This window comes from Paenibacillus sp. J31P13 (assembly GCF_056269295.1).
Genome location: NZ_JBWDNR010000001.1, coordinates 726,678 through 750,278, shown reverse-complemented (window position 1 = coordinate 750,278; position 23,601 = coordinate 726,678). Strand labels below are relative to the sequence as shown.

Annotated in this window: 27 protein-coding genes; all 27 read right to left on the bottom strand. The window is 42.0% G+C overall.

The features are described 5' to 3' along the window. Window positions 1-13: 13 nt before the first annotated feature. The 27 genes from AC0YOD_RS03285 to fliM all read right to left on the bottom strand — a co-directional run bounded on the left by AC0YOD_RS03285 (window position 14) and on the right by fliM (window position 23,577). The gene (locus AC0YOD_RS03285) at window positions 14-778 is read right to left on the bottom strand and encodes an isoprenyl transferase (protein WP_475797797.1); all 765 of its coding nucleotides are present in this window, start codon (window positions 776-778) and stop codon (window positions 14-16) included. Window positions 779-841: 63 nt separating this feature from the next. Continuing rightward, window positions 842-1,396, bottom strand: coding sequence for a ribosome recycling factor (gene frr, locus AC0YOD_RS03280; RefSeq protein WP_475797796.1), 555 nt, complete (start codon window positions 1,394-1,396; stop codon window positions 842-844). Beyond that, window positions 1,396-2,124 (bottom strand): UMP kinase, encoded by a 729-nt coding sequence (pyrH, locus tag AC0YOD_RS03275; protein ID WP_475797795.1) that lies wholly within the window; start codon window positions 2,122-2,124, stop codon window positions 1,396-1,398. The genes frr and pyrH overlap by 1 nt, the downstream gene beginning before the upstream one ends. Window positions 2,125-2,227: 103 nt before the next feature. Further along, a complete protein-coding gene (gene tsf / locus AC0YOD_RS03270; RefSeq protein WP_475797794.1) occupies window positions 2,228-2,878 on the bottom strand; it encodes a translation elongation factor Ts in 651 nt (216 codons plus the stop codon). 160 nt (window positions 2,879-3,038) lie between these two features. Then, complete coding sequence (gene rpsB / locus AC0YOD_RS03265; RefSeq protein ID WP_475797793.1) at window positions 3,039-3,737, bottom strand: 30S ribosomal protein S2; 699 nt, start codon at window positions 3,735-3,737, stop codon at window positions 3,039-3,041. A gap of 179 nt (window positions 3,738-3,916) precedes the next feature. Further along, window positions 3,917-4,501: a hypothetical protein gene (locus AC0YOD_RS03260; RefSeq protein WP_475797792.1), complete on the bottom strand. Its 585-nt coding sequence runs from the start codon at window positions 4,499-4,501 to the stop codon at window positions 3,917-3,919. Then, complete coding sequence (locus tag AC0YOD_RS03255; RefSeq protein ID WP_475797791.1) at window positions 4,494-5,054, bottom strand: DUF6115 domain-containing protein; 561 nt, start codon at window positions 5,052-5,054, stop codon at window positions 4,494-4,496. The genes AC0YOD_RS03260 and AC0YOD_RS03255 overlap by 8 nt, the downstream gene beginning before the upstream one ends. A gap of 36 nt (window positions 5,055-5,090) precedes the next feature. Beyond that, window positions 5,091-5,417, bottom strand: coding sequence for a hypothetical protein (locus tag AC0YOD_RS03250; protein WP_475797790.1), 327 nt, complete (start codon window positions 5,415-5,417; stop codon window positions 5,091-5,093). A gap of 36 nt (window positions 5,418-5,453) precedes the next feature. After that, window positions 5,454-6,860 carry a DUF342 domain-containing protein gene (locus AC0YOD_RS03245; RefSeq protein WP_475797789.1) on the bottom strand — a complete coding sequence of 469 codons (1,407 nt, stop codon included), beginning with the start codon at window positions 6,858-6,860 and terminating at the stop codon, window positions 5,454-5,456. 19 nt (window positions 6,861-6,879) lie between these two features. Beyond that, window positions 6,880-7,665, bottom strand: a complete 786-nt coding sequence (locus AC0YOD_RS03240) for a FliA/WhiG family RNA polymerase sigma factor (RefSeq protein ID WP_475797788.1) — start codon at window positions 7,663-7,665, stop codon at window positions 6,880-6,882. Between the two features lie 4 nt (window positions 7,666-7,669). Continuing rightward, a complete protein-coding gene (locus AC0YOD_RS03235) occupies window positions 7,670-8,110 on the bottom strand; it encodes a hypothetical protein (protein ID WP_475797787.1) in 441 nt (146 codons plus the stop codon). 1 nt (window position 8,111) lies between these two features. Next, a complete protein-coding gene (locus tag AC0YOD_RS03230) occupies window positions 8,112-8,606 on the bottom strand; it encodes a chemotaxis protein CheD (protein ID WP_475797786.1) in 495 nt (164 codons plus the stop codon). Next, window positions 8,603-9,223 carry a chemotaxis protein CheC gene (locus AC0YOD_RS03225; RefSeq protein ID WP_475797785.1) on the bottom strand — a complete coding sequence of 207 codons (621 nt, stop codon included), beginning with the start codon at window positions 9,221-9,223 and terminating at the stop codon, window positions 8,603-8,605. The genes AC0YOD_RS03230 and AC0YOD_RS03225 overlap by 4 nt, the downstream gene beginning before the upstream one ends. 3 nt (window positions 9,224-9,226) lie before the next feature. Further along, a complete protein-coding gene (locus tag AC0YOD_RS03220; RefSeq protein WP_475797784.1) occupies window positions 9,227-9,688 on the bottom strand; it encodes a chemotaxis protein CheW in 462 nt (153 codons plus the stop codon). Window positions 9,689-9,701: 13 nt separating this feature from the next. Next, the gene (locus AC0YOD_RS03215) at window positions 9,702-11,801 is read right to left on the bottom strand and encodes a chemotaxis protein CheA (protein ID WP_475797783.1); all 2,100 of its coding nucleotides are present in this window, start codon (window positions 11,799-11,801) and stop codon (window positions 9,702-9,704) included. 43 nt (window positions 11,802-11,844) lie between these two features. Beyond that, a complete protein-coding gene (locus AC0YOD_RS03210) occupies window positions 11,845-13,212 on the bottom strand; it encodes a protein-glutamate methylesterase/protein-glutamine glutaminase (protein ID WP_475797782.1) in 1,368 nt (455 codons plus the stop codon). Between the two features lie 26 nt (window positions 13,213-13,238). Further along, window positions 13,239-14,108, bottom strand: coding sequence for a MinD/ParA family protein (locus AC0YOD_RS03205; protein WP_475797781.1), 870 nt, complete (start codon window positions 14,106-14,108; stop codon window positions 13,239-13,241). Continuing rightward, window positions 14,105-15,328 carry a flagellar biosynthesis protein FlhF gene (flhF, locus tag AC0YOD_RS03200; RefSeq protein ID WP_475797780.1) on the bottom strand — a complete coding sequence of 408 codons (1,224 nt, stop codon included), beginning with the start codon at window positions 15,326-15,328 and terminating at the stop codon, window positions 14,105-14,107. The genes AC0YOD_RS03205 and flhF overlap by 4 nt, the downstream gene beginning before the upstream one ends. Continuing rightward, window positions 15,325-17,355 carry a flagellar biosynthesis protein FlhA gene (flhA, locus tag AC0YOD_RS03195; protein ID WP_475797779.1) on the bottom strand — a complete coding sequence of 677 codons (2,031 nt, stop codon included), beginning with the start codon at window positions 17,353-17,355 and terminating at the stop codon, window positions 15,325-15,327. Before flhA ends, flhF begins: the two co-directional genes overlap by 4 nt. A 22-nt stretch (window positions 17,356-17,377) precedes the next feature. Next, window positions 17,378-18,475, bottom strand: a complete 1,098-nt coding sequence (gene flhB, locus AC0YOD_RS03190) for a flagellar biosynthesis protein FlhB (protein ID WP_475797778.1) — start codon at window positions 18,473-18,475, stop codon at window positions 17,378-17,380. A gap of 12 nt (window positions 18,476-18,487) precedes the next feature. Next, window positions 18,488-19,285: a flagellar biosynthetic protein FliR gene (gene fliR, locus AC0YOD_RS03185; RefSeq protein WP_475797777.1), complete on the bottom strand. Its 798-nt coding sequence runs from the start codon at window positions 19,283-19,285 to the stop codon at window positions 18,488-18,490. A gap of 11 nt (window positions 19,286-19,296) precedes the next feature. Further along, a complete protein-coding gene (fliQ, locus tag AC0YOD_RS03180; protein WP_102712145.1) occupies window positions 19,297-19,566 on the bottom strand; it encodes a flagellar biosynthesis protein FliQ in 270 nt (89 codons plus the stop codon). 22 nt (window positions 19,567-19,588) lie between these two features. Next, on the bottom strand, window positions 19,589-20,344 hold the full coding sequence (gene fliP / locus AC0YOD_RS03175) for a flagellar type III secretion system pore protein FliP (RefSeq protein ID WP_475797776.1): 756 nt from the start codon (window positions 20,342-20,344) through the stop codon (window positions 19,589-19,591). Next, window positions 20,334-20,978 (bottom strand): flagellar biosynthetic protein FliO, encoded by a 645-nt coding sequence (locus AC0YOD_RS03170; protein WP_475797775.1) that lies wholly within the window; start codon window positions 20,976-20,978, stop codon window positions 20,334-20,336. The genes fliP and AC0YOD_RS03170 overlap by 11 nt, the downstream gene beginning before the upstream one ends. Window positions 20,979-20,990: 12 nt before the next feature. Beyond that, window positions 20,991-21,353, bottom strand: a complete 363-nt coding sequence (locus AC0YOD_RS03165) for a response regulator (protein ID WP_475797774.1) — start codon at window positions 21,351-21,353, stop codon at window positions 20,991-20,993. 21 nt (window positions 21,354-21,374) lie between these two features. Further along, window positions 21,375-22,586: a flagellar motor switch phosphatase FliY gene (fliY, locus tag AC0YOD_RS03160; RefSeq protein ID WP_475797773.1), complete on the bottom strand. Its 1,212-nt coding sequence runs from the start codon at window positions 22,584-22,586 to the stop codon at window positions 21,375-21,377. Then, window positions 22,576-23,577: a flagellar motor switch protein FliM gene (fliM, locus tag AC0YOD_RS03155; protein WP_475797772.1), complete on the bottom strand. Its 1,002-nt coding sequence runs from the start codon at window positions 23,575-23,577 to the stop codon at window positions 22,576-22,578. Before fliM ends, fliY begins: the two co-directional genes overlap by 11 nt. Window positions 23,578-23,601: the final 24 nt, after the last annotated feature.

The window sequence follows — 23,601 nt, the reverse complement described above, 5'->3', positions numbered from 1 at the left end:
CCGTTACTTGAAGCTAGAGACCGCCATATCGACGTGCACGGCGCTGATATTCCATCAATGCTTCTTGGAAATGCTGCTCCGTAAATTCCGGCCAGTACACATCCGTAAACCACAATTCACTATAAGCAAGCTGCCACATCATAAAATTACTCAGACGCAGCTCTCCACTCGTGCGAATTAGCAAATCTGGATCAGGTAAGCCATTAGTCAGCAATCGATCGGCCATCACTTTATCATCGATATCTTCTATTCTTAAACATTGCTGCTGTACATCAGTAGCAATGCTTTTTATAGCCTCAAGCATTTCTTTACGGCTTCCATAATTCAAAGCAAAGTTTAAAACTAAGCCCGTGTTATTGGCAGTCTTTACGATCGCTTCTTCCACCGCGCTTAGTGTAAAAGAAGGTAAATCCTCTTTGTGACCCATCATTCGAACCTGAACATTGTTTGCCATTAATTCATCTAGCTCAATTTCAAGAAATTGCTGAGGCAGCTTCATTAGAAAGTCAACTTCAGCTTTTGGTCGCTTCCAGTTTTCCGTTGAAAAGGCATATAACGTCAAATATTTGACTCCCAAACGGTCTGCTTCCATCGTAATGCGCTTGACCGCTTTCATACCGGAATGATGACCTGCCATTCGTGGCAATCCACGTTCCTTAGCCCAGCGGCCATTTCCATCCATTATAATGGCAACATGCTCAGGTACATTTTCAAAAGCCACAGGATCAGACGGCTGTAAGGACGATTTGCCTATTCTGGCCCAAAGTCGCTTGATCATCTTGCTTCCTCCCAACCGAAATCAAAACCAAACCCCACCTATCGGAGGGGCCTAGAGTATAATTTATACTTCCATAATTTCTTTTTCTTTTGATACTAGCACTTTATCAACTTCTGCAATGAACTTGTCAGTCGCCTTTTGAATATCTTCTTGATGGCCACGTGATTCATCTTCAGAGATTGACGCTTTTTCTAGCTTTTTAATGGAATCATTCGCATCACGGCGAATGTTACGAATCGCTACCTTCGCTTCTTCGCCAAATTTCTTCGACGTTTTCACTAGTTCAGCTCTACGTTCTTCCGTCAATGGCGGAATCGAAATACGGATGGACGTGCCATCATTTGATGGAGTTAAGCCAAGATCCGATTTCATAATGGCTTTCTCGATAGCAGACATCGACGATTTATCCCACGGTTGAATGAACAATGTGCGAGAATCAGGTGTGTTGATGTTTGCTAGTTGCGTAACAGGTGTCAATGCACCGTAATATTCAACTTGAATCCGATCAAGTAAAGACGGATTAGCTTTACCTGCACGTAATGAAGATAAATCGCGCTTTAGTGCGGAGATAGCTTTATCCATCCGCTCTTCTGCATTTTTTTTGATTTCGTTTGGCATTATTTCGCACTTCCTCTCACTATCGTTCCGATTTTCTCACCCAGGACGACGCGTTTAATATTCCCTTTCTCCGTAATTGCAAATACGATAAGCGGAATATTGTTGTCCATGCAAAGTGAGGCTGCTGTTGAATCCATAACACCTAAATTTTTATTCAGCATATCGAGGTATGTAAGCTCCTCAAATTTCTCAGCTGTATTATCTTTAAATGGATCTGCTGAATAAACACCATCCACTTTATTTTTCGCCATTAAAATTACTTCTGCTTCTATTTCAGCCGCACGTAATGCTGCCGTTGTATCCGTTGAGAAGAACGGGTTACCCGTACCTGCAGCGAAAATAACGACGCGACCTTTCTCCAAATGACGAATTGCACGACGTCTAATATAAGGCTCGGCAATTTGTTGCATAGCGATCGACGTTTGAACGCGAGTTGGTACATCGATTTGTTCCAGTGCGTCTTGAAGCGCGAGCGAATTCATTAACGTAGCCAACATGCCCATGTAATCGGCAGTCGCACGGTCGATACCTTTCTCAGAACCAGCAATACCACGCCAAATGTTGCCGCCGCCAACGACAATAGCAACTTCAACGCCTAGTGCAATGACTTCCTTCACTTGATCTGCGATAGAAGCCATGACCGAAGCCTCGATACCATAGCCTTCTTGACCTGACAAAGATTCACCGCTAACCTTCAAGACAATACGTTTGTACACAGGATGTTCCAACGTTTATACCTCCATCATGCACCTCAATTGCTGAGGTCCTTCAAATATGTTCTGATTGTACAATGGGGCGGGGCGAACGCCCCGCCCCACTTGTGCGTTCGGATTAGTGTTTAACTTGTGCCATAACTTCTTCAACGAAGTTATCTACTTTTTTCTCAAGACCTTCACCTAGTTCATAACGAACAAAGCGACGGATTGAAATGTTTTCACCGATTTTGCTAATTTTTTCATTAAGTAAAGTCTCAATTGTTTTGTCCGGATCTTTAATGAAAGACTGCTCAAGAAGACAGAACTCCTCGTAGTATTTCGAGATACGGCCTTCAACCATTTTATCAACGATGTGAGCTGGTTTGCCTTCGTTAAGAGCTTGTGCTCTAAGAATCTCGCGCTCTTTCTCAAGCTCTTCGGAAGCAACTTCTTCACGACGAACAAATTTAGGATTAGCTGCAGCGATTTGCATAGCAACATCTCTTGCAAAATCACGGAATTGATCTGTTTTTGCTACGAAGTCAGTTTCGCAGTTAACTTCAACAATTACGCCAATACGGCCGCCTGCATGAATATACGATTCAACTACACCTTCAGTTGCAATACGGCCTGCTTTGTTTGCTGCAGCCGCCAAACCTTTTTCACGTAGAACAGCAATTGCTTTTTCAATATCATTGTTTGTTTCGTCCAAAGCTTTTTTGCAATCGAGCATTCCTGCTCCTGTTCTTTCACGTAGCTCTTTTACCGCGCTAGCACTAACTGCCATGTCAAAACCCTCCTAATAGGTTTCGCGAAACACACCGGCTTCACGACAAATTATTTGATCATTTTTACTGATTTTCATTCAAAAAAAGGGCAGTGAGAGGTTTATCACCATCTGACCACCCTTTGTTGACTATCTAAAGTCTCTAAATTATAGTTCTAAATTAAGCTGTTGTTTGTTCGCCTTGATTAGCTTCAACAATTGCATCAGCCATTTTGGACGTCAACAATTTAACAGCACGAATTGCATCATCATTACCAGGAATGACATAGTCAATTTCGTCCGGATCACAGTTCGTATCAACGATACCAACGATAGGAATTCCAAGTTTGCGAGCTTCTGCTACTGCAATACGCTCTTTACGCGGATCAATGATGAACAACGCGCTTGGCAAACCTTTCATACCTTTGATGCCGCCGAGGAATTTTTCCAAACGGTCTTTTTCTTTGTTAAGAATGATAACTTCTTTCTTAGGTAGAACCTCGAAAGTGCCATCCTCTGACCATTTTTCAAGCTGTTTCAAACGATCAATACGTTTTTGAATTGTTGAGAAGTTAGTCAAAGTTCCACCCAACCAACGTTGGTTGATGTAGAAGTTGCCACAACGTTCTGCTTCTTCTTTAACGGAATCTTGAGCTTGTTTTTTCGTACCTACGAACAGCATAGTGCCGCCGTCTGCAGCGATCGATTTAACAAAGTTGTAAGCCTCATCAACTTTCTTAACCGTTTTTTGCAAATCAATAATGTAAATACCGTTTCTTTCTGTGAAGATATAACGATCCATCTTCGGGTTCCAACGACGAGTCTGATGACCGAAGTGTACCCCAGCTTCTAGTAGCTGTTTCATGGAAATAACCGCCATGTCCTCAACACCTCCTGTAATGGTTTTTTTAGTGCTCCTCCGCTAGTCGCATCTTTCGCCAAAACTTCCGCCGGGCGGAAGCACCGTTTGACAAAATTGACCTGCGTGCGTTTTTAACACCGTGAATTAATATACCATAAATTCATTTCACACGCAACAATACATTAGTATAAAACTGGCTAATCCTTCTTTAAGCTACTGTTAATGGAATTTGCTTGCGATTTCGTTATGGGCTGGCTCGTAACAATTTTAATAGCCTCTGCAACCGTTGAACCCTCATTAAACAAAAAATAACCGGCGCGAACCAGTTTTTTCGACTTTTTCATTTGTTGAATAAAAGCGGTTTGATCTTCGATAATATGGTTTTCTGCCAAGAGCGAAGCTGTAGCAGTAAGTCCCGATCCGGATTCAATCCGTAATACATGCTGAACAACCGTTTTCACATCGTTAGCAGCCTTCTCAGAAGAGCTCGCTTCTGGCTTAACCGTTTCTTGCTCCTTTACAACAGGAGCTGTTGTAGGGGAAGGCAGCGCCTCTGGTTTGCTCACTTCACCCTTTGTTTGTTCATTTATTTGCGCTGAGTCCCTCTCGGCTTTCAGCATGGCATCAACTTCATCTTGCGAGTAAAGCTTTTCATTACTTTCATGATCTATCTTCTGTAGATTTTGTCTGGATTGAACGCCAAAGAGCATAAGTTGAAAAAGAATAGCTCCAAAAATGATTCCTGCACCGAGGCCAAGCAGAAATGAGCGATTTTTAAGCATTCGCTGCCTCCTCTTGCTTAGCTAGTCCCATAATAAGCTGAACTTCCCCTTTGTTCATATTAAGCTTCTTGGCAATCATTTCAATGGATTTACCTTGCGCATGGAGTTGAAATAGCTCGGAATACCGAGCATGCATCGTATTCGTTATTACAGGTTCTATCGCCGCTTCAATAGGCTGTATGACTGGGGCTTGCTGCGATAAACCGTATGTTTGGTTCTTGGTGAGTGAAGGTAATTGTCTTATCTCTTCAGAAGAACGTGCTTGTAACCCTTCAAATAGCTGGGTCAACTCTAGACATTTACGCTCCAAGTCGACAATACGCTTATCTTTATTCTCAGCATCTGTCTTCGCATCCTGTAAAGCCTTCTTGACGAGCAGAAGAAGCTCTTCATTCTCCTTCTCAATGTTCTCCATGAACTGCTCCAAAGCAACCTCCATGTTCCCAATAGATTGCTCTGGAATGACAGCCTCTGATTTTTTACGCGGTAGTATAAAGGCGCTAACAATGACGACTGCGCCGAGTAGAATAATATATTGAAAGTATGGCTCCATCGTTCATTCCCTGCCTTTCTAAGTGCAGCTGACTTATTACATTTTTATATCTAGATGATGCCCTTTAAAGGGATGAACAGGCGGTGTGTCCCCTTCTTTTTCGGTATGCTCATCTGCAGGTTTTTTTCTTTTAGCTTTTTGTTTATCATTATCCTGCTGAGCCTCTTGGTCACTACGAACATGAAGTCCGATTGCTTGTTCAATACCTGTGTTTTTTGCTCTTAGCTCTTCGGTGTGTTTGGCAGATTGATTCGCTAGCATATTTTGTTCAGCGACCGGCTTATGCAAGGCTTGACCGTGCTGCCCGCTAAACTCCTGCGTACGTGGAACAGACATCTGCAAATCTATGGATTTGAAAGTCAAAGCAGCTCACTCCTCTCCACATTGCAATCGCGAACACTATGATGTAAATGGTGCGATTATAATATCCCCGTCCGAATAACGGAAAGACACACGTTGACAAGCGTCTTTTACAAACTTGGTATACCTGCCGATAACGATTTTCGTTCCTCCAAAAATGGTATTACTGACATCCACTTTCGAACGATCCGTATCTTCCAGCGTTTTTTCAATTTCTAATATGCGCTCTCTGGTTTGATCGTTTTCAAGAATCGATTGTCGTTTCGTAGCTGTAAGCTTAATACGCAAAGCTAGCTTATCCGGAGATAATTTGCCTGCTGCTGCCAGCTGGTCCAAGATAGATAAGGCTTTTTCTGTTTTGTCCATACTTTCTGCAAACTGTTTAAGCTTTGACCTCAGCTCGACCAGTTCGGTCCGATAATGGGGATTTACTCCTACCTCAATTGAGGTTGCAGTTGACATAGAATTTCCAATTGTACGAGCGCTTACAAGATCACTCGCTTGAATAACTCCACCTACAATTAATCCTTTTGCGCCGGAGCAAATAACGTTTTTACCCGCTCTCACATGTGAGTGCATGATACTGAGGGAAACCAATACTTCTTCGCCTGCCGTCACATTACCATCTTGAATGAAGGAACATCGAACATTCCTCCCAGCCTTTACGTAACCCTTATTACTCGCCAAGATGCCGCCTGTAATCTCTATGGAACCCTCTGACTCCAACTCAGCACCTTCTACGCCGCCAATAACACGTATGTCTCCGGATGCTTTAACTCGAAAACCGCTCAGCACATTTCCACGTATGACAACCGTTCCCACAAAATCTATGTTGCCAATGCTATAATCAACATCGCCATTCACTTCATAGACGGGGAAAACATTAATTTTATCTTTATCAGTCATTGTAACTAGGCCGTCAATTGTCGAATACATAACGGTTTGTTTGTCATCCAATACAACATTTTTGCCAATCTTAAATCTAGCCGTTTTACCAAGCTTAGACGGAATATCTTCTCCTGTTACGGTTTTCCCTATCGGACCAGGTTGAGGTTCATAGCGCTCTGCAATTAGTTGACCTCGTTTTACGTTCTTGAGTTCCACTACTTCCTTGAAGTCAACTTTACCATCTTCCATCTCCGTAGGCCGTCTATCTTTTTTATTCATATCATAGATCATTTTGACATAGCCATCTTTACCAGGCACAGGAGAAACGCCTACAGCAATTAATGTTTGTTCTTTAAAGTAAGCAAGTGAATTTACTGCGATTTGATGCAGCACGTCCGTCCGAATACCATAGACAATTCCTTTAGTTCGGACGTAGCGCTCAAGCTCCTCGCCGCTGCATTCAAATTCATCGGACATCATGCTAAATGTTAAATAGGCAGACAGCTTATCGGCTGATGTTTGGATACTTAGATATGAATCTAATTGACTAATGTCCAATCTATACCACCCATCCTCTCTAATGCTGCATGAGTTGATCTTTATTCTTAGCCAAAGCTCCTCGCAGCCGTAAAATAGCTTTCGAATGAAGCTGGGATATTCTCGAAGGTGACAGTGACATCACTTCTGCGATCTCACTTAGGGATAACTCCTCATAATAAAACAATGAGACAACGGTACGTTCTTTCTCCGTCAAACGCTCAATGCCTTTAACTAATGATTCTTTTAAGTAGAACTCATGCACTTTATGATCTGGATTTTTTGCCTTATCATCGACAAGCAATGACATTCTCGTCTCTGATTCTTCTTCACGAATTGGATCTTCAAGGGAGCAAACTGTCGTAACCGCAATATCTTGAAGCATATTTCTAAATTCTTTCTCCGAAACTTCTAAATATTGACTAATCTCAGCATCAGATACGGAACGCAGCAGCTGCTGCTCCAAATGCTGATAGGCCTCTTCTACTTTCTTAGCCTTTTCACGAACAGAACGTGGTACCCAGTCCCCTTGACGCAATCCATCAATAATAGCTCCACGAATCCGCCACGATGCATAGGTTTCAAATTGCAAACCACGACAGTAATCAAATTTTTCAATGGCATCAATAAGCCCCATTACACCGTTGCTGGCAAGATCATCTTTGATAACATTTTTCGGAAGACCGATTGCCATACGGTTTGTTACATAATCTACTAGTGGCAAATATTGTTCAATTAGATTCTTTTTCGCTTCTATATCGCCTTGTTCTCTCCATGCTTGCCACATATGGATGTTCGTCAAATGAGGTGTTTTCTGATCAGTCATCGACTCACTCTCCTGTCAGGTGACGAATGGCTTTTACCAATTCTTCAGGCTGTTTATTTTTTGCTGACATCAATTGTGGGGGAGCTAATGGCCGGAAGTCATTTGTTTCTTTCGATAGAGCATCAACCGCTTGTGTTGTCGCACCCTCTTGAAGCTGTGATTTCAGCAGCTCATTCAATTCATCGGCCTCATCAGGTGTCTGCATGTCCAGTTGATTTCCTTTGCCTTCTTCACTTTTGTCTGCTGTCTCTCCCACTAAACTAGGAGGCTGAAGGATAAAGGCAAAAACTGCGCGTACACCATATGCAAGAACAAAAAAAGCGATGAAAGCATACATACTTCTTAGCAGCATTACCAATATCGGATTATTTCCGATTGAAAAGGCTACAGTGAGCAAGGTGCCTATAAATCCAAATACGATATTCCATCGCCATGTTCCTAGCATTTTAAATCTCCTTTGTACCAAACTGCACGCTTCTTATGGATAGAATTCCGCTAGTACTATCAAATTCAATCGTGCGCCCAAAACTACCACCTGTATCCTGAGAAAGAATAGGTATTTTAAACTTGTTCAGCATCAGAATACAGGATTCTACATTACGAGGTCCGATTCTTAAGGAATCGGTATGACCTGACATCGCAAACATTTGAGCTCCGCCTGCCATTTTCGCTTTCATACGTTCAACATAAGCACCGGCTGCAATCATTCTTTCAATCAACTCAGGTATCGCTGTATCTGCATATTTTGCTAAATTAATGTTCGTCTCACGAGCTATCTCGGAAGAGGGAAGCATCACATGCGCCATACCTGCAACATTTTGCTTTGGATCATACAACGTTAATCCAACACAAGAGCCTAAACCCGTTGTTTTGAGAATATCACCATTCGTTGCTATATTTAGATCTGCCATGCCTACTTTAACTAAGTTGTTTTGTATCATTCGCTAACGACTCCCAAAGCCCTGAATATCTTTTCAAACGACTCAGGATCTGGAATAAGGAAAAAGTGTCCTTCCAATGATTGACAGTCTTCCAAAAACGTCGTTTCGATTAGTAGAGCCGAATCACCCATCTCGCCATATTGCATTAATCCGTAGCTCAGTACAGCACCCGCCATATCTACTGCAATAGCGGGAACCGAAGGAGCCATGGTTAAATGAGTAAAGTCTGCAAGTGAGGATAAATACGATCCCGCTAAAATATTTCCAATCTCGCAAAGCGCAGAAAGCTCCATTTCGTTGTATCCCTCATGCTCTTCTGCGTCCATCGAGAGTAATTGAGAAAGAATTCTTTTTGCGGATTCTTCCTCAATAATGAAAAACATATTGCCTGGTGCTTCCCCCTCAACACGAAGAAACACCGCTATTACAATTTGCTCCGAGCCTCCGACCCTGTCTGCAACTTCCTCGAAAGGAAGCAGGCTTACTTTCGGGACAGCCATATCCACTGGTTTGTCTAATAATCGTGACAACGCTGTTGCTGCATTTCCTGCTCCGATATTGCCGACTTCTTTTAGTACATCTAATTCAAAGGCTTCAAAACGACTGAATAAGCTCACTTTCTAAACCTCTAGCTGCTCTAATTGAATGATTTCACTTTTGTTCAAAACCTCGGACAAGTTAAGCATGATGAGAAGTCGACCTTCACCAAGCTTTGCAATGCCTCTCAAGTATTTGGCTTTAATGCCGCCAACAATCTCAGGCGGTAAATCGATGGAATCTGTATCGATATCAATAACATCATTAGCAGAATCAACGATAAAGCCAGCTTCGATATCACCAACTGAAACGACGATAATTCTTGAATTCTCTGTCGTTGTTGTTTCTGATAGATTGAAACGGCCGCGTAAATCAATAACAGGAACGACCAATCCGCGAAGATTGATTACACCCTTTATAAATGTAGCTGTCTTGGGAACGCGGGTAATTGGAGATAATCGCTCAATCGTGCGTACCTTATCTACTTCAATTCCATACTCTTCGTTTCCAAGCGCGAACACGATAACCTTTAACTCTTCTCCCATCGTAAAAACCTCCCTATTTGATTAGAGCATTTGGATCAATGATCAGTGCGACATAACCATCGCCTAGAATTGTGGCACCAGAAATCGCTTTAATATTTGTTAAATATTTACCCAAAGATTTCAGAACGATTTCACTTTGACCAATAAACTCATCAACCATGACTGCAGCCCACTTCTCACCTTTGCGAACGACAACAATTTCTGTTTCTTCTTCGTCATTTTCATTAAAGTCTGGCGAGTCCATAACACGACTAAGTGAAACTAGCGGTATGATGGTATTTCTAAATTCAATCATACTATTGCCATGTACATTTAAGATTTGTTCTCTACGTATAATACCCGTTTCGACGATAGATGATAGAGGTATCGCATACTTCTCAGAACCTAGTTTAATGAGCATTGCTGAAATAATAGAGAGTGTAAGCGGCAATTGTACTGAAAACTTCGTTCCACGTCCGTAAACGGAATCGATTGTTACATTTCCGCCCAAGGAAGAAATCTTTGTTTTTACAACATCCAAGCCAACGCCTCTACCCGAAATATCAGAAATTTTATCTGCTGTACTAAAGCCTGCTGCAAAGATAAGCATATTAATCTCATCTGCCGTTAATTGCTTCGCTTTTTCTTCCGTTACTACACCATTCTTAATCGCAGTCTTTAATATTCGTTCATGATGAATACCTCGGCCATCTTCTTCTACTTCAATAAAGACGTGGTTTCCACTATGGAAGGCTCTTAAATTAATCGTACCCATTTCTGGCTTCCCAGCAGCAATTCTCTCTTCAACCGTTTCGATACCATGATCCACAGAGTTGCGGAGGAGATGTACGAGCGGATCACCAATTTCATCAATTACGGTACGATCAAGCTCTGTATCAGCACCTGTAATAACAAGGTCGATCTTTTTATCTAAAGATTTAGCCAAATCTCTTATCATGCGAGGAAACCTATTGAATACGGAATCTACTGGAACCATCCGAAGCTTCAATACGATACTTTGCAGATCTGAGCTGACACGTGTCATATGCTCCACTGTTTCGGTCAAATCTGTACGTTTGATTTCACTCGACAGCTGCTCTAGTCTTACGCGGTCAATTAGCAATTCACTGAACAGGTTCATTAGTGTATCAAGACGTTCAATATCTACACGAATCGTTCTAGCTACATTTGCAGCTGTTGTTTGAGCGGCAGCCGGTGCCGAAGTCGATGCTGCAGGTGCTTGTCCTTTATTCGTGCTTGCTGCTGCTGTTATTGCTTGTTTTTCAGCAATTACAGGCGGCGCCTCAACAACTTCAGCCGCAGCAGCTACTGTAGTTGCTGCACTTAGTACTGCTAGCGATTCTGCGTCCAATAACGTAACTACAACTGTTTCAATTTCTGAAATGTTAGTGAGTTGTTCTTGCAGTTCGCTTCCCGATAAACGTGAAATGGTAAATACAGAAATCGAGAAATCAAATTTTTCTTGCTCGATATCCTGAACAGACGGATCTGATTTGACAACTTCACCATTTCGCTCCAATAAGTCAAACACCATGTATGCGCGAACCGCTTTCAGCAAGCAATTCTCACGTATAGTGACTTGAACATGAAACACACTATAACCACTTTCAATAGATTGAAGCAATATTGATGCTTGATATTCATCCAGCAGCATCTCCCTTGATGCGCTTGATGATGAAACGGCCTTTGTATCAATAGCTGCGGCAGTTTGAGCTGGATTGCTTCCATTATAATCACTTTTCAAAATGACTTGTAAGGAGGCTACAATTGTAGTTACATCTGCTTTACCAGTACCGCCGTCCACGATATCCTGAACCATCGCTTCTAGTGCATCAAGCCCTTTGAACAACGTATCAAAAATAAAGCTGTCCATCTTTAGCTTGCTGTTTCGCACGAGATCAAGCACATTTTCCATTTCATGTGTGAGCGATGCCAAATCCTCATATCCCATCGTAGCGGACATCCCTTTCAGCGTATGAGCTGAGCGGAAAATCGTCTGAACAATGCTTAATTCCTCTGGCTCGCTTTCAAGCCGCAGTAAGTTTTCATTTAAAGATTGAAGGTGATCATTTGATTCATCGATAAACATCGACAAGTATGCATTCATATCCATTACCTAGCACCTCCTGTTAGTATGGTTGATAGATTACTTCTATTTATTTGAACATAGCTTGCACTAATTGTGCAGCAATGTGTTGCAACGGCAATACCTTGTCTATACAGCCTAGTTCAACAGCAGAACGAGGCATGCCATAAACCACACAAGTTTCTTCTGCTTCAGCAATGGTTGATTCAACGCCGCTTTCTACAAGCTGCTTCATCCCTTTTGCGCCATCACTGCCCATTCCAGTCATAATAACCGCATGTCGCTTAAGCTCACGAAACGGGATCAATGATTCAAATAAAACATCTACAGATGGTCGATGGCCATTGCGCTGAGGCTGATCCGTCAAACGAATAAAATATCCGGCTGCGTCTTTAGCAAGTTCCATATGATGACCGCCAGGCGCTAGGTAAACGACTCCTACCTTTACTCTATCACCCTGACCTGCTTCGACAACCTGCAATTCACTAAAGCTGTCCAGTCGTTGGGCTAGTGATTTCGTAAATTTAGGAGGCATATGCTGTATGATGAGCACAGGTGCAGGAAAATCACCTGGCAAGGAACTAATCACTTCATGGAGCGCTCTCGGTCCGCCAGTTGATGTGCCTATGGCCACAATATGTCGGAAGGATTGTGAATGCGATCCGTTTGCTTTCGTTATCGTCGTTAATGCTGTATCAAAATCACGAAGACCTTGGTTATCAGGTCTTTCCGCTCGAGTTGGCTTACTCGGTGGAAGAGCCGGCTTTGGCTTCACCTTGTTTGAAACGGCATTATTCGTATGCTTTAGTTTTGGTTTTGTATGTAAAGGTGGGGCCGCGTTTTCTATACGCTGCTCCTCTGCTACACTCGGAAGAGTCTTCTTGACTTGATCCTTTACTCCTGTAGGCATTGGTGCTAACGGCTCCACATGTTTTAATGCTTGTTCACTAGCTGATGAATTCTTATAAGAACTAGATTCCTCTATCTCATTTGTTTTTTCAGCATTTTCATTTATTGATATCTTCGGCTGATAGCGCTTCGTCAATACCGCTATGCGTAATTTTTCAAGCAGTAATTCGCCAACCTGATGAATATCATTTGATACGACGCCTGACGGCTTTCGTATAAAGTCAAAAGCTCCAAATTGCAATGCTTTTATCGTCTCTCTTGTGTTGTCCTCGCTAATACCCGACAGCATTATTACAGGTGTAGGATTGGTATCCATAATCTTCTGTAATGCGTCAATTCCATTCATTTCAGGCATTTCTAAATCCAAAGTAACTGCATCAGGTTTCCATTCTTGGACGGCCGCAATCGCTTCTATACCATTTTTAGCCGTTGCAACTATCGTAAACTGGGGATCCTGAATGATCAGATCACTAATGATTTTCCTCATGAAACCAGAATCATCGACTACAAGTATGCGATAAGGAGCCATTCTTTTCCCTCCTCAATGTCAAAGGATTATCTTGAAGATCTGAACATTTTATGTAAAAACCCTTTGATTCCGCTGTTTACCGTCGCGCTTTCAGGAATATCAAGAAAATGTTTTGCAATTTTCTCAATGGATTCAGATGCATCACAGCCTGGATATGCAACCGTAAAAGGCATTTGACGTTTCACTGCTCTAGACACATTTGAATCATCCGGGACGAAGCCTAGACAAGGCAATTCGAAATGAAGAAACTTCTGTGCAACTAGGCTCATTTTGTCAGCCGTCTGTTTACCTTCCTTGGCGTCGGAAGCTCGATTTACAATGAGCTTGAAACGAACATCTGCTTCCTTTGCTTTCACCATCTTAATGAGTGCGTAGGCATCTGTTACCGAAGTTGGTTCAGGTGTTGTCACTACAATGGTTTCTTCCGCGGCTATGATAAACTTTTCTGTTTCCTTGGAAAGACCTGCGCCTGTATCAAACAATATTACATCGTATTTGCCATGCAGCTTGCCTATTTCATCCACAAACCGATTCAACTGCTCCGTTGATAGTTCCAACAGGTCTCTAAATCCTGAACCTCCAGCAATAAAATGAAGTCCCTCCGAGCCGAGCTGAATAATATCCCAAATCGTTTTTTCTTGCTTAAGCAAATGATATAAATTATAGGAAGAGCTTACTCCCATAAGAACATCGATATTGGCCATTCCAATATCGGCGTCAAATACAAGCACTTTCTTCCCTAATCGCTGAAGTGCTAATGCGAAATTGAGACTGAAATTTGATTTCCCAACTCCGCCTTTTCCACTTGTGACGGTTACAACTTTTGTTGTCCGTCCTTCATCGCGCAGTTCATGCTGTTTTACTAGATTGCGCAATGCTTCTGCTTGATCAATCATCGGTCTATGCTCCCTAACAAATGCTGAACGTATGCTTCAATCTTAAACCTCTCGATGTCATCTGGAACGGTTTGGCCGCTTGCCATATAAGTTGGCAGTAATTCATAGTTCATAATCAAGTTAAAAATCCCGCCATACAGCGAAGTTTCATCAAGCTTCGTAAATAGAACCTTTTGAACACCGTATTTACGGAATTGATCAGCAACAGCAGACATATCCTTTGTCTTACCTGTTAAACTAAGCACGAGAATCGTTTCACTCGGCTCGGAACTTTGAAGCAAACTATTGACCTCTGACACATGCAGCTCGCTACGGAAGTTACGTCCAGCCGTATCCATATAAATGAGTTCTCGATCTTCGAGCTGTTTTAGCGCTCTTGTCAAATCCATTTGTGAAAATATGACCTCGATCGGCACATTCAAAATGTTAGCATAGGTCCTTAATTGATCAACCGCCGCAATTCGGTATGTATCTGATGTAATGAATCCAACCTTGCGGCTAAATTTTATGGTTTGTTCTGCTGCAAGCTTAGCAATGGTGGTTGTCTTGCCCACTCCTGTCGGTCCGACAAAATGAACAATTCTCGCTTCAGAGCTAATACCGCTTCCAACATAAGGTCTAAGCCACTCTGAAATTCTCTGTGAAGCAAGCTCCCATACCTGTTCTTTCGTAAACTCAGTCTGTTCTTCTAATTGCTTATTTTGAATGAATTCAATCAATTGATCGATCCACTTCATATCCATTTCCTGCTCTATCAAATGCTCTTTGAGCTCAGTAAGCTGCTCAGATAACAACACACCAGCAGCTTGTTGCTTGGATAGTTTAACCATATACTGCCGTAAGTCCCTAATCTCATCAATAATGAATTGCTCACGTTCTATCTTGATATTCGATTTATCATTATCGGATATGACCGGTGCGGATGCAGGTGCTGGTGTCTCGATTACCGCCGTCGCAGTACGCTGAGCCGTTTGAGCAATTTGCTCTAAAGCAGCGTCTACTTGTGATGAAACTTTGCGTTGCTGTGGAACCGCAGGCGCTTTAGCTCCATTAGACTCCACAGCTGCTATAACTTCCATTTTCTTTTTCCGAAACATGCCCATAAAGCCGCCAACTTTAATTTCCTTCGTATTTAATATGACGGCATCTTTTCCAAGTTCAGTTCGTATCAAGGTGACTGCTTCTGGAAGGGCATCTACGACATATTTTTTCACTCTCATAGGTTCACCACCCCGATACTTTGAACTTCAATATTCGGCTCCAGCTCACTATATGAAAGTACGGGTACATCCTGCATCGTTCTCTCAACAATTTGCCTCAAATACATCCGAATGGTTGGCGAAGCCAAAACTACAGGTTGCTGTCCCGCTTGAATCTGGCGATTTACGTGTTCATTAAGCTTTTGGTAAATTTGCTGAGTAGAAACGGGATCTAATGCAATATAACTGCCTTGATCCGTTTGCTGTACTGATTCTGCAATCTTCTTCTCAAGCTGCGGGCCTACTGTAATGACTCTAAGCGTGCTGCCTCCTGATGAGAATTGCTGTGTAATTTGTCTGGAAAGTGCCTGACGAACATATTCCGTTAATATATCTGGATCCTTCGTGTAGTTGCCATGATCAGCTAGTGCTTCAAAAATAGTAACGAGATCTCGTATAGAAATCTTCTCACGAAGCAGCTTTGCCAGTACCTTCTGAATATCGCCAACTGTCAAAATAGATGGAATCAACTCATCAATAAGTGCTGGATACGATTCTTTAACATTCTCAATAAGAAGCTTCGCTTCTTGACGTCCAATAAGCTCATGTGCATGGCGTTTAATAATTTCAGTCAAATGAGTTGCAACCACTGATGGCGGATCAACAACCGTATAACCGGATAACTCTGCTCGTTCCTTCATCTGCTCATCAATCCAAATTGCCGGCAAACCAAATGCTGGCTCTATGGTTTCAATACCAACAACGGAGTCGTCTTCGAAACCAGGGCTCATTGCTAAATAATGATTGAGCAGCAAGTCGCCTCGTGCAACGGTATTGCCTTTAATCTTGATGACATATTCATTTGGTTTTAATTGAATGTTATCTCGAATTCGAATAACTGGAACAACTAAACCTAGCTCTAAAGCACATTGCCTGCGAATCATAATAATTCGATCCAACAAATCTCCACCTTGCTGTGTATCTGCAAGCGGGATTAGACCATATCCAAACTCAAATTCGATAGGGTCAATTTGTAGAAGGCTAATGACACTCTCAGGACTGCGAACCTCTTCAATTTGCTGTTCTTCCACAAGCATTTCTTCTTGTTCTTGTTGTTTATTAATAACCTTCTGCATGCGCCAACCGCCAATAGCAAGAAGAATGGCAAACGGCCAAGTTCTCAAAATGCCGATTGGCGTCAAGCCTAGTAACGTTATCGTTCCTGCTGCTATGTATAAAAGTTTAGGATATTTGAAGAGCTGTGCAGTGACATCCTCTGCAAGATTGCCGTCAGAAGCTGCTCTCGTTACAATAAGTCCAGCTGCCGTGGAAATGAGCAGCGCCGGAATTTGGCTCACGAGACCGTCACCAATCGTCAATATTGAAAAGGTGGAAAGTGATTCTGAAAAGCTTAAATCATGTATAGCCATACCGATAATAAAACCGCCAACTAAGTTGATGATAAGGATGATAATCGATGCGATCGCATCCCCTTTAACAAATTTGCTGGCACCATCCATTGCTCCGTAGAAATCAGCCTCACGTTCAATTTTCGAACGACGATCTCTAGCTTGCTTCTCATTAATGAGTCCTGCATTCAAATCCGCATCAATACTCATTTGTTTACCAGGCATCGCATCTAGTGTAAATCTAGCTGCAACCTCTGCTACCCGTTCAGAACCTTTCGTAATAACGATAAACTGAACAACGACGAGAATGAGGAAGACGATAAATCCAATTGCTATTTGTCCACCGCCTACCCAGCTGCCGAAAGTTGCTACTACTTCTCCAGCTTCAGCATGGGATAAAATATTTCTTGTAGTCGATACGTTTAATGCTAATCGAAAAAGGGTAGTAATCAATAAAATCGCTGGAAATATGGAGAAATCTAGTGCTTCCCGCGTGTTCATAGCAATAAGTAAAATCATGAGCGCGATTGAAATATTAAGAATGATGAGAATATCAAGCAGCAAAACTGGAATCGGGATTATCATCATGAGAACAATGCCAATGACGCCGAACAGTATAATAAGATCTTTTAGTTTCATGACGCTGTCCCCTCCCGTTGAATTATGACGATTTTACGCGCCCTTTCATTTTATATACGTAGGCCAATACTTCCGCGACCGCTTGGAACAAGTCTGGAGGAATGACGTCCCCGATTTCTGCTCGTTCGTAAAGCGCTCGGGCTAGTGGCTTATTTTCCATTGTTATAATGCCATTTTCTTTAGCAATCTCTCTTATTCGAAGCGCTACATGATCCATACCTTTAGCAATGATCTTAGGTGCTTCCATCTTCGATGCATCATATTTGAGCGCGATGGCAAAGTGAGTTGGATTGGTAATAATAACATCTGCCTTAGGCACCTCTTGCATCATTCGCTGCATGGCCATTTTACGTTGACGCTCACGTATTCGCCCTTTGATCAAAGGGTCGCCTTCAGATTTCTTATACTCATCCTTAATATCTTGTTTTGACATACGCAAGCTCTTCGCGTGCTCGTAACGTTGGTACATATAATCCGCGAAGGCGAGTACAGTAAGCACTGCACCAATCTCGATGCCCAATCTTACGGTTACACTCGCTGAATAACTAAATATTTGTTCAATCGGAAGACTAGTCAGCACTAGAATCCGATCCCATTCCTTCGAAATGGCCAGATAAACCAAAACACCTATAATGGAAAGCTTTAAAACACTTTTTAAAAACTCAGCGATCGTTTTCATAGATATAATGTTCTTAAAACCTTTGATCGGGTCTAATTTGCTAAGTTTCATTTTGAGAGGATCGCCAGTTAGCAAGAAACCAAATTGCATAATGTTTCCGAGAACACCTATCAGAATGGTTACCGCAAATATTGGAGCTAAAATCAGAAGGAGCTCCAACGCTATGTCTGAAAACAGTGACATGATATTGCTCGGCGTCAGCTCCATTAAAAGCCAATTCTCGAATAAATTTTGAAATAAATTCATGACATGCGATTTATAGTAACCGCCAAGCATCATAAATCCCATAAACGTGAACATCAATATTAAAGAACCAGGCAAATCAGAGGATCTAGCGATTTGACCTTTTTTTCTAGCTTCATCCTGTTTCTTAGGAGTGGCTTTCTCTGTTTTCTCCTGACTGAACAATTGAAGATCAAGCTCTAGTCGGTAATTACGCACGACAGCATCCTCCTATTGCCCTGCAGGCGGCGGTCCTTGCACGATTCCTAACAATTGTTCCAACGAGTCAAACATGATGGAAAACAATTTTTCGAATATTCCTGCCAGACTTGGCATTAATAACGCAAGTAAAACCAGCCCAATAATTAGTTTTAGTGGTATTCCAATAACGAACACGTTAAATTGAGGTGCTGTTTTCGTCAGAAAGCCTAATCCCACATCTGTTAAAAACATAGCAACAACGATGGGTGCTGCAATTTGAACAGCTAGCAAAAATATATTTCCTACTAATCTTGTCAAATACTCACTAATCCCACCGCTCATGATTCTACTAAAGAGCTCATTCGATAAGGGCATCCATTGATAGCTGTCCATCAAGCCTCTAATAAGATAATGATGACCATTCATCATAAGGAACAAGACAATCATCAACATGTACTTAAAATTACCGAGGAGCGGAGCAGAAGTGCCTGTGTGCGGATCAACAACGTTAGCCATTGCAAAGCCAACCTGTAAATCCATAAAACCGCCAGCAGTTTGCACGACCGTGAAGAACAAGTAAACGACGTACCCCATCAAAATACCAATTAGAATCTCTCGAAATAGGACAAGCACATAGGCAGCATCCGGTACGATACTTTGCTTCATTCCATAAGTTAGAAAAACGATAAATGAAATAAAAAAACCGAGTCCAATTTTAAAAGTATTCGGTACACCGCGGGAAGAAAAAACCGGCGCTACGACGAAAAACGCTGTTATTCGACAAAAGATAAGCAAAAAAATAGGAAACCCCTGTACGATCGCATTCATTCACTCACAACCTAACCGATGTAATTATGTAGATTATTCAGCAGATTATAAGTAAAGTCGATGACCGTGTTTAATATCCATGGACCAAATATAATAATAGACACGAAAACGGCTACAATTTTCGGAACAAAAGCAAGTGTTTGCTCCTGAATCTGTGTCGTTGCTTGAAATATGCTGACGAGCAGTCCAACAACCAGAGCAAGAACGAGCATCGGCGCACTGGCTTTCAGAACCACGAATACAGCCTCACCGGCTAACCCGATTATGAAATCAGTACTCATCAAACGTCCCTCCTTGCTGTTATCACGTGTTGAAACTCAGTAATAAAGACTTCACAATTAAGTACCATCCATCCACCAATACGAACAGTAGCAGTTTAAAAGGCAATGAAATCATGACCGGCGGTAGCATCATCATCCCCATAGCCATCAATGTACTAGCAACAATCATATCGATTACAAGGAATGGTATAAAAATAAAGAAGCCCATTTGAAAAGCTGTCTTAAGCTCACTTATTGCATAGGCAGGAATCAATACCGTTAACGGTATTTCCTCGAAGGAGGCAGGCTTCTCTGTTTTTGTATAATCCATAAACAGGAGCAAGTCCTTTGGTCTCGTATGCGAATACATGAACTCTTTCATTGGAATAGATGCCTCAGTGAAAGCTTCTGTTTGCGTTAGTTCGCCTTTTAAATAAGGTTGAAGCGCGACTTCATTCACTTGCGAAAATGTTGGCGCCATTATAAAAAAGGTTAAAAACATTGCGAGTCCAATGAGTACTTGGTTCGGAGGCATTTGCTGCGTACCAAGTGAAGTTCTTACAAATCCTAAAACAATAACAATGCGGGTAAAGCTAGTCATTAATACCAAAATAGCTGGTGCTACACTCAATACCGTAATAAGCAATAGAATGGACATGGCGCTAGTACCAGGCGTTTCACTGCTTCCATCCCCAATATTAATAGAGATATCGGGCAAAGGTTCTGCAAAGGCTTGGTTGTGAAATAACAATGCAAGAAGCTGTACAGCAACGATTGATATCCACCACTTATTTTTCATCATCCATCAACCGTTCGTTAGTTTTAGGTTCCTGCAGCAACGACTCGAATTGTTGCTTGCGATCAGTTTGCTGATCAAGCTTACTTTGGAGCATGTCTTGGAAAGAGTTTGTTTCATTCCATTGCTCGTTAGAAGGCTCTTTCCCAGTTGGCTCATTACGTTTGATCACTTTCTTCAAAAACTCAGTTAATGAATTTTGTGGCCAAGCCGTTTGAGTCTGCCGCTCTAGGGCAGCTAATACTGCTTCAGCATCTTCCGGTCTATCCAGTTTATCGATGAGTGTAATACTTTCACCGACGCCTACAATATAAATCCGTCCAGCAATTTCTACAACTTGAAGCGAATTGTTTTGTCCCAGTGCAATACCGCCAAGTGAACGAAGAGAACGATTCGTTCCCCACGTTCGGTTGCGTTGAGACAACCATTTAATGACTAAAATGATTAATACGATAACGATGGCGAGGGAGACAATGACCCAAATTAAGCTCCCTGCAAGATCATTAGAACCAGTGAACTTAATTTGTTCATCAACGTTTGAGCTGCTGTCATCTAATGAAGCAGCAGCAGCAAACCGAGGCAAGATCGCCATCCCAAGTGCGGATACCATTGAAATGCGAGAAAGTAATTTGAACATATAAACTAACCGTTATCCGAGTGTTTTCTTGATCGCTTCAATAACACGATCTGCTTGGAACGGCTTCACGATAAAGTCTTTAGCGCCTGCTTGAATCGCATCAATAACCATTGCTTGCTGACCCATTGCTGAACACATAATGATTTTAGCGTTGCCATCTATTTTTTTGATTTCTTTAAGAGCAGAAATCCCGTCCATTTCAGGCATTGTAATGTCCATTGTCGTAAGATCCGGTTTTAGTTCTTTGTACTTCTCAATAGCCTGAGCCCCATCTTGGGCTTCACCGACGACTTCGTAGCCGTTCTTTGATAAAATGTCTCGAATCATCATGCGCATGAAAGCTGCGTCGTCTACGATAAGAATGCGGTTTGCCATCTTTTTTATCCTCCTAGGATATTATTGTAGTTTTTGTATGCGGTCCCATTGGCTTACGATATCCGTTACACGAACACCAAAGTTTTCATCAATGACAACAACCTCACCTTTTGCAATTAGCTTGTTGTTCACTAAGATATCTACAGGTTCGCCGGCAAGCTTGTCCAGTTCAATAATCGAACCTTGCGAAAGCTCCAATATATCCTTAATCTGCCTCTGAGTCCTTCCTAATTCTACAGTGACCTTAAGTGGTATGTCGAGAAGTAAATTAAGATTTGTTTCATCTGGCTGAATATATGGCGCATTCCCAAAATTAGCAAATTGTACAGGCTGTACATTTACATTTCGATTAGCGGGTTGACCGTATGTATTTGGCCCTGGCTGCTGCATCGGAATGCCATAGCCTGGCGCAGGCGCTCCGTACTGCTGCATAGGCGGTACAGCGGCATGTAGCTGCGCTGCAGCCGTTTCTTGCATGGCTGTCGCTTGTTGTACAGCAGGAGGCGGAGTCGGCACTGAAGGCGCTGCTGGTTCCTCTTCTGCTACACCCATCAAGATATCAACCATTTGTTTTGCAAAATCAACTGGAAGAAGTTGGAAAATGGTAGAATCAATAAGATCGCCTATTTTCAATCGGAATGATACTTTTATAAACAAATCAACAGGAGGCAAGTGATCTAATCCGTCACCATTGTTGACATCTAAAATATCAATTCCTGGAGGTGAAATATTAACGAATCTATTAAAAATCGTTGACATCGAAGTAGCTGAAGAACCCATCATTTGATTCATAGCCTCTTGAACAGCGCTAATATGAATTTCATTCAGCTCTTCAAGAACGACATCGCCCTCTCCGCCAAGCATCAAATCAGCAATGATTTGCGCGTCCTTTGTTTTAATGACTAGTGAATTAATGCCTTGAAAACCATCCACATATTGAACACTAACCGCCACATGTGGTTTAGGGAAAATATCACCCAGCTCATCTTTTCTTACTAATGTAACATGAGGTGTCGTGATATCTACTTTTTTACCTAGTAGTGTGGAAAGTGCAGTTGCTGCGCTGCCAAAAGTAATATTTCCAATTTCGCCTAGCGCATCCTGCTCCATATCAGATAAGAAACTTGACAGTACATTTTCCTCTGAGGATGCTTGTACAGGTTCTGATTCATTGGAGGATTGACGAAGCAATGCATCAATCTCCTCTTGTGATAAATAATCCTTACTCGTCATTGTCTTCTTCCACTCCTTCGCTGACAATTTCGTCCACTTGTACAGCCAATCGATCCTTAACGGAGCCCGGACTGCCAATGAATTTCAGCTTGTCTCCAACTTTGATTTTAAGACCATCATCCACAGACTTATTTAATGAAATGACATCTCCCACCGTTAAGCCAAGGAATTCTTTAATCGTGATGGAGGATTCACCAAGCTCGGCAACGATTGGAAGCTTCGCTTTATTTACACGCTGCTCCAATATTTCTACCTCTTCAGGTGCACGTGCTTTTTTCTGTGAAACAAACCAATGATGGACAGATAGCCTTGACATAATAGGCTCAATAACAACATGAGGAATACATAGATTAATCATGCCTGTTGTATCGCCAATTTTGGTACTGAAAGATATAAGCGCAATCGTTTCATTGGGAGAAACAATTTGCATAAATTGTGGATTTGTTTCTAATGCTTCAAGCCTTGGAGAAATATCAATAATTGTTTTCCAAGCTTCTTGCAAGCTCTCAAACGTTCTGCTGAAAATGCGTTCCATAATGTTCGTTTCAATTTCAGTCAGGTTATTGATTTTGGAAGGTGCTACCCCTTGTCCGCCTAGCATTCTATCAAGCATGGCATAAGCGACATTGGGATTAACCTCTAATACCATTCGACCTTCAAGCGGTTCCGCTTCGAAAATGTTCAAAATTGTCATTTTGGGAATCGAACGAATAAACTCGTCATAAGGCAATTGCTCGACATCCACGACCGTAATCTGAACAAAAGTGCGAAGTTGCGCTGAGAAATAGGTTGTTAAGTATCTTGCAAAGCTTTCGTGAATCCTTGTAAGACTTCGAATATGATCCTTCGAAAACCGCACGGCGCGTTTGAAATTATAAACACTGACTTTCCGTGTTGTCTCTTCTTTCTTTAACTCATCTGCATCCATCTCGCCAGAGTCTAACGCTGCTAGTAGCGCATCAATTTCATTTTGCGATAAAACATCAACCAATTATCTCACCTCCTTCGAGGAATG

Bases quoted from the DNA above. Each gene is read 5' to 3' on its own strand.
- AC0YOD_RS03260 (WP_475797792.1), bottom strand. From the start codon at position 4,501: ATGCTTAAAAATCGCTCATTTCTGCTTGGCCTCGGTGCAGGAATCATT.
- fliY (WP_475797773.1), bottom strand. From the start codon at position 22,586: ATGACGAGTAAGGATTATTTATCACAAGAGGAGATTGATGCATTGCTT.
- fliR (WP_475797777.1), bottom strand. From the start codon at position 19,285: ATGAATGCGATCGTACAGGGGTTTCCTATTTTTTTGCTTATCTTTTGT.
- flhA (WP_475797779.1), bottom strand. From the start codon at position 17,355: ATGAAACTAAAAGATCTTATTATACTGTTCGGCGTCATTGGCATTGTT.
- AC0YOD_RS03215 (WP_475797783.1), bottom strand. From the start codon at position 11,801: ATGGATATGAATGCATACTTGTCGATGTTTATCGATGAATCAAATGAT.
- AC0YOD_RS03170 (WP_475797775.1), bottom strand. From the start codon at position 20,978: ATGTTCAAATTACTTTCTCGCATTTCAATGGTATCCGCACTTGGGATG.
- AC0YOD_RS03205 (WP_475797781.1), bottom strand. From the start codon at position 14,108: ATGATTGATCAAGCAGAAGCATTGCGCAATCTAGTAAAACAGCATGAA.
- AC0YOD_RS03165 (WP_475797774.1), bottom strand. From the start codon at position 21,353: ATGGCAAACCGCATTCTTATCGTAGACGACGCAGCTTTCATGCGCATG.
- frr (WP_475797796.1), bottom strand. From the start codon at position 1,396: ATGCCAAACGAAATCAAAAAAAATGCAGAAGAGCGGATGGATAAAGCT.
- AC0YOD_RS03255 (WP_475797791.1), bottom strand. From the start codon at position 5,054: ATGGAGCCATACTTTCAATATATTATTCTACTCGGCGCAGTCGTCATT.
- AC0YOD_RS03240 (WP_475797788.1), bottom strand. From the start codon at position 7,665: ATGACTGATCAGAAAACACCTCATTTGACGAACATCCATATGTGGCAA.
- fliP (WP_475797776.1), bottom strand. From the start codon at position 20,344: ATGAAAAATAAGTGGTGGATATCAATCGTTGCTGTACAGCTTCTTGCA.
- tsf (WP_475797794.1), bottom strand. From the start codon at position 2,878: ATGGCAGTTAGTGCTAGCGCGGTAAAAGAGCTACGTGAAAGAACAGGA.
- AC0YOD_RS03210 (WP_475797782.1), bottom strand. From the start codon at position 13,212: ATGGCTCCTTATCGCATACTTGTAGTCGATGATTCTGGTTTCATGAGG.
- fliQ (WP_102712145.1), bottom strand. From the start codon at position 19,566: ATGAGTACTGATTTCATAATCGGGTTAGCCGGTGAGGCTGTATTCGTG.
- AC0YOD_RS03285 (WP_475797797.1), bottom strand. From the start codon at position 778: ATGATCAAGCGACTTTGGGCCAGAATAGGCAAATCGTCCTTACAGCCG.
- flhF (WP_475797780.1), bottom strand. From the start codon at position 15,328: ATGAGAGTGAAAAAATATGTCGTAGATGCCCTTCCAGAAGCAGTCACC.
- AC0YOD_RS03220 (WP_475797784.1), bottom strand. From the start codon at position 9,688: ATGGGAGAAGAGTTAAAGGTTATCGTGTTCGCGCTTGGAAACGAAGAG.
- rpsB (WP_475797793.1), bottom strand. From the start codon at position 3,737: ATGGCGGTTATTTCCATGAAACAGCTACTAGAAGCTGGGGTACACTTC.
- AC0YOD_RS03230 (WP_475797786.1), bottom strand. From the start codon at position 8,606: ATGATACAAAACAACTTAGTTAAAGTAGGCATGGCAGATCTAAATATA.
- AC0YOD_RS03235 (WP_475797787.1), bottom strand. From the start codon at position 8,110: ATGCTAGGAACATGGCGATGGAATATCGTATTTGGATTTATAGGCACC.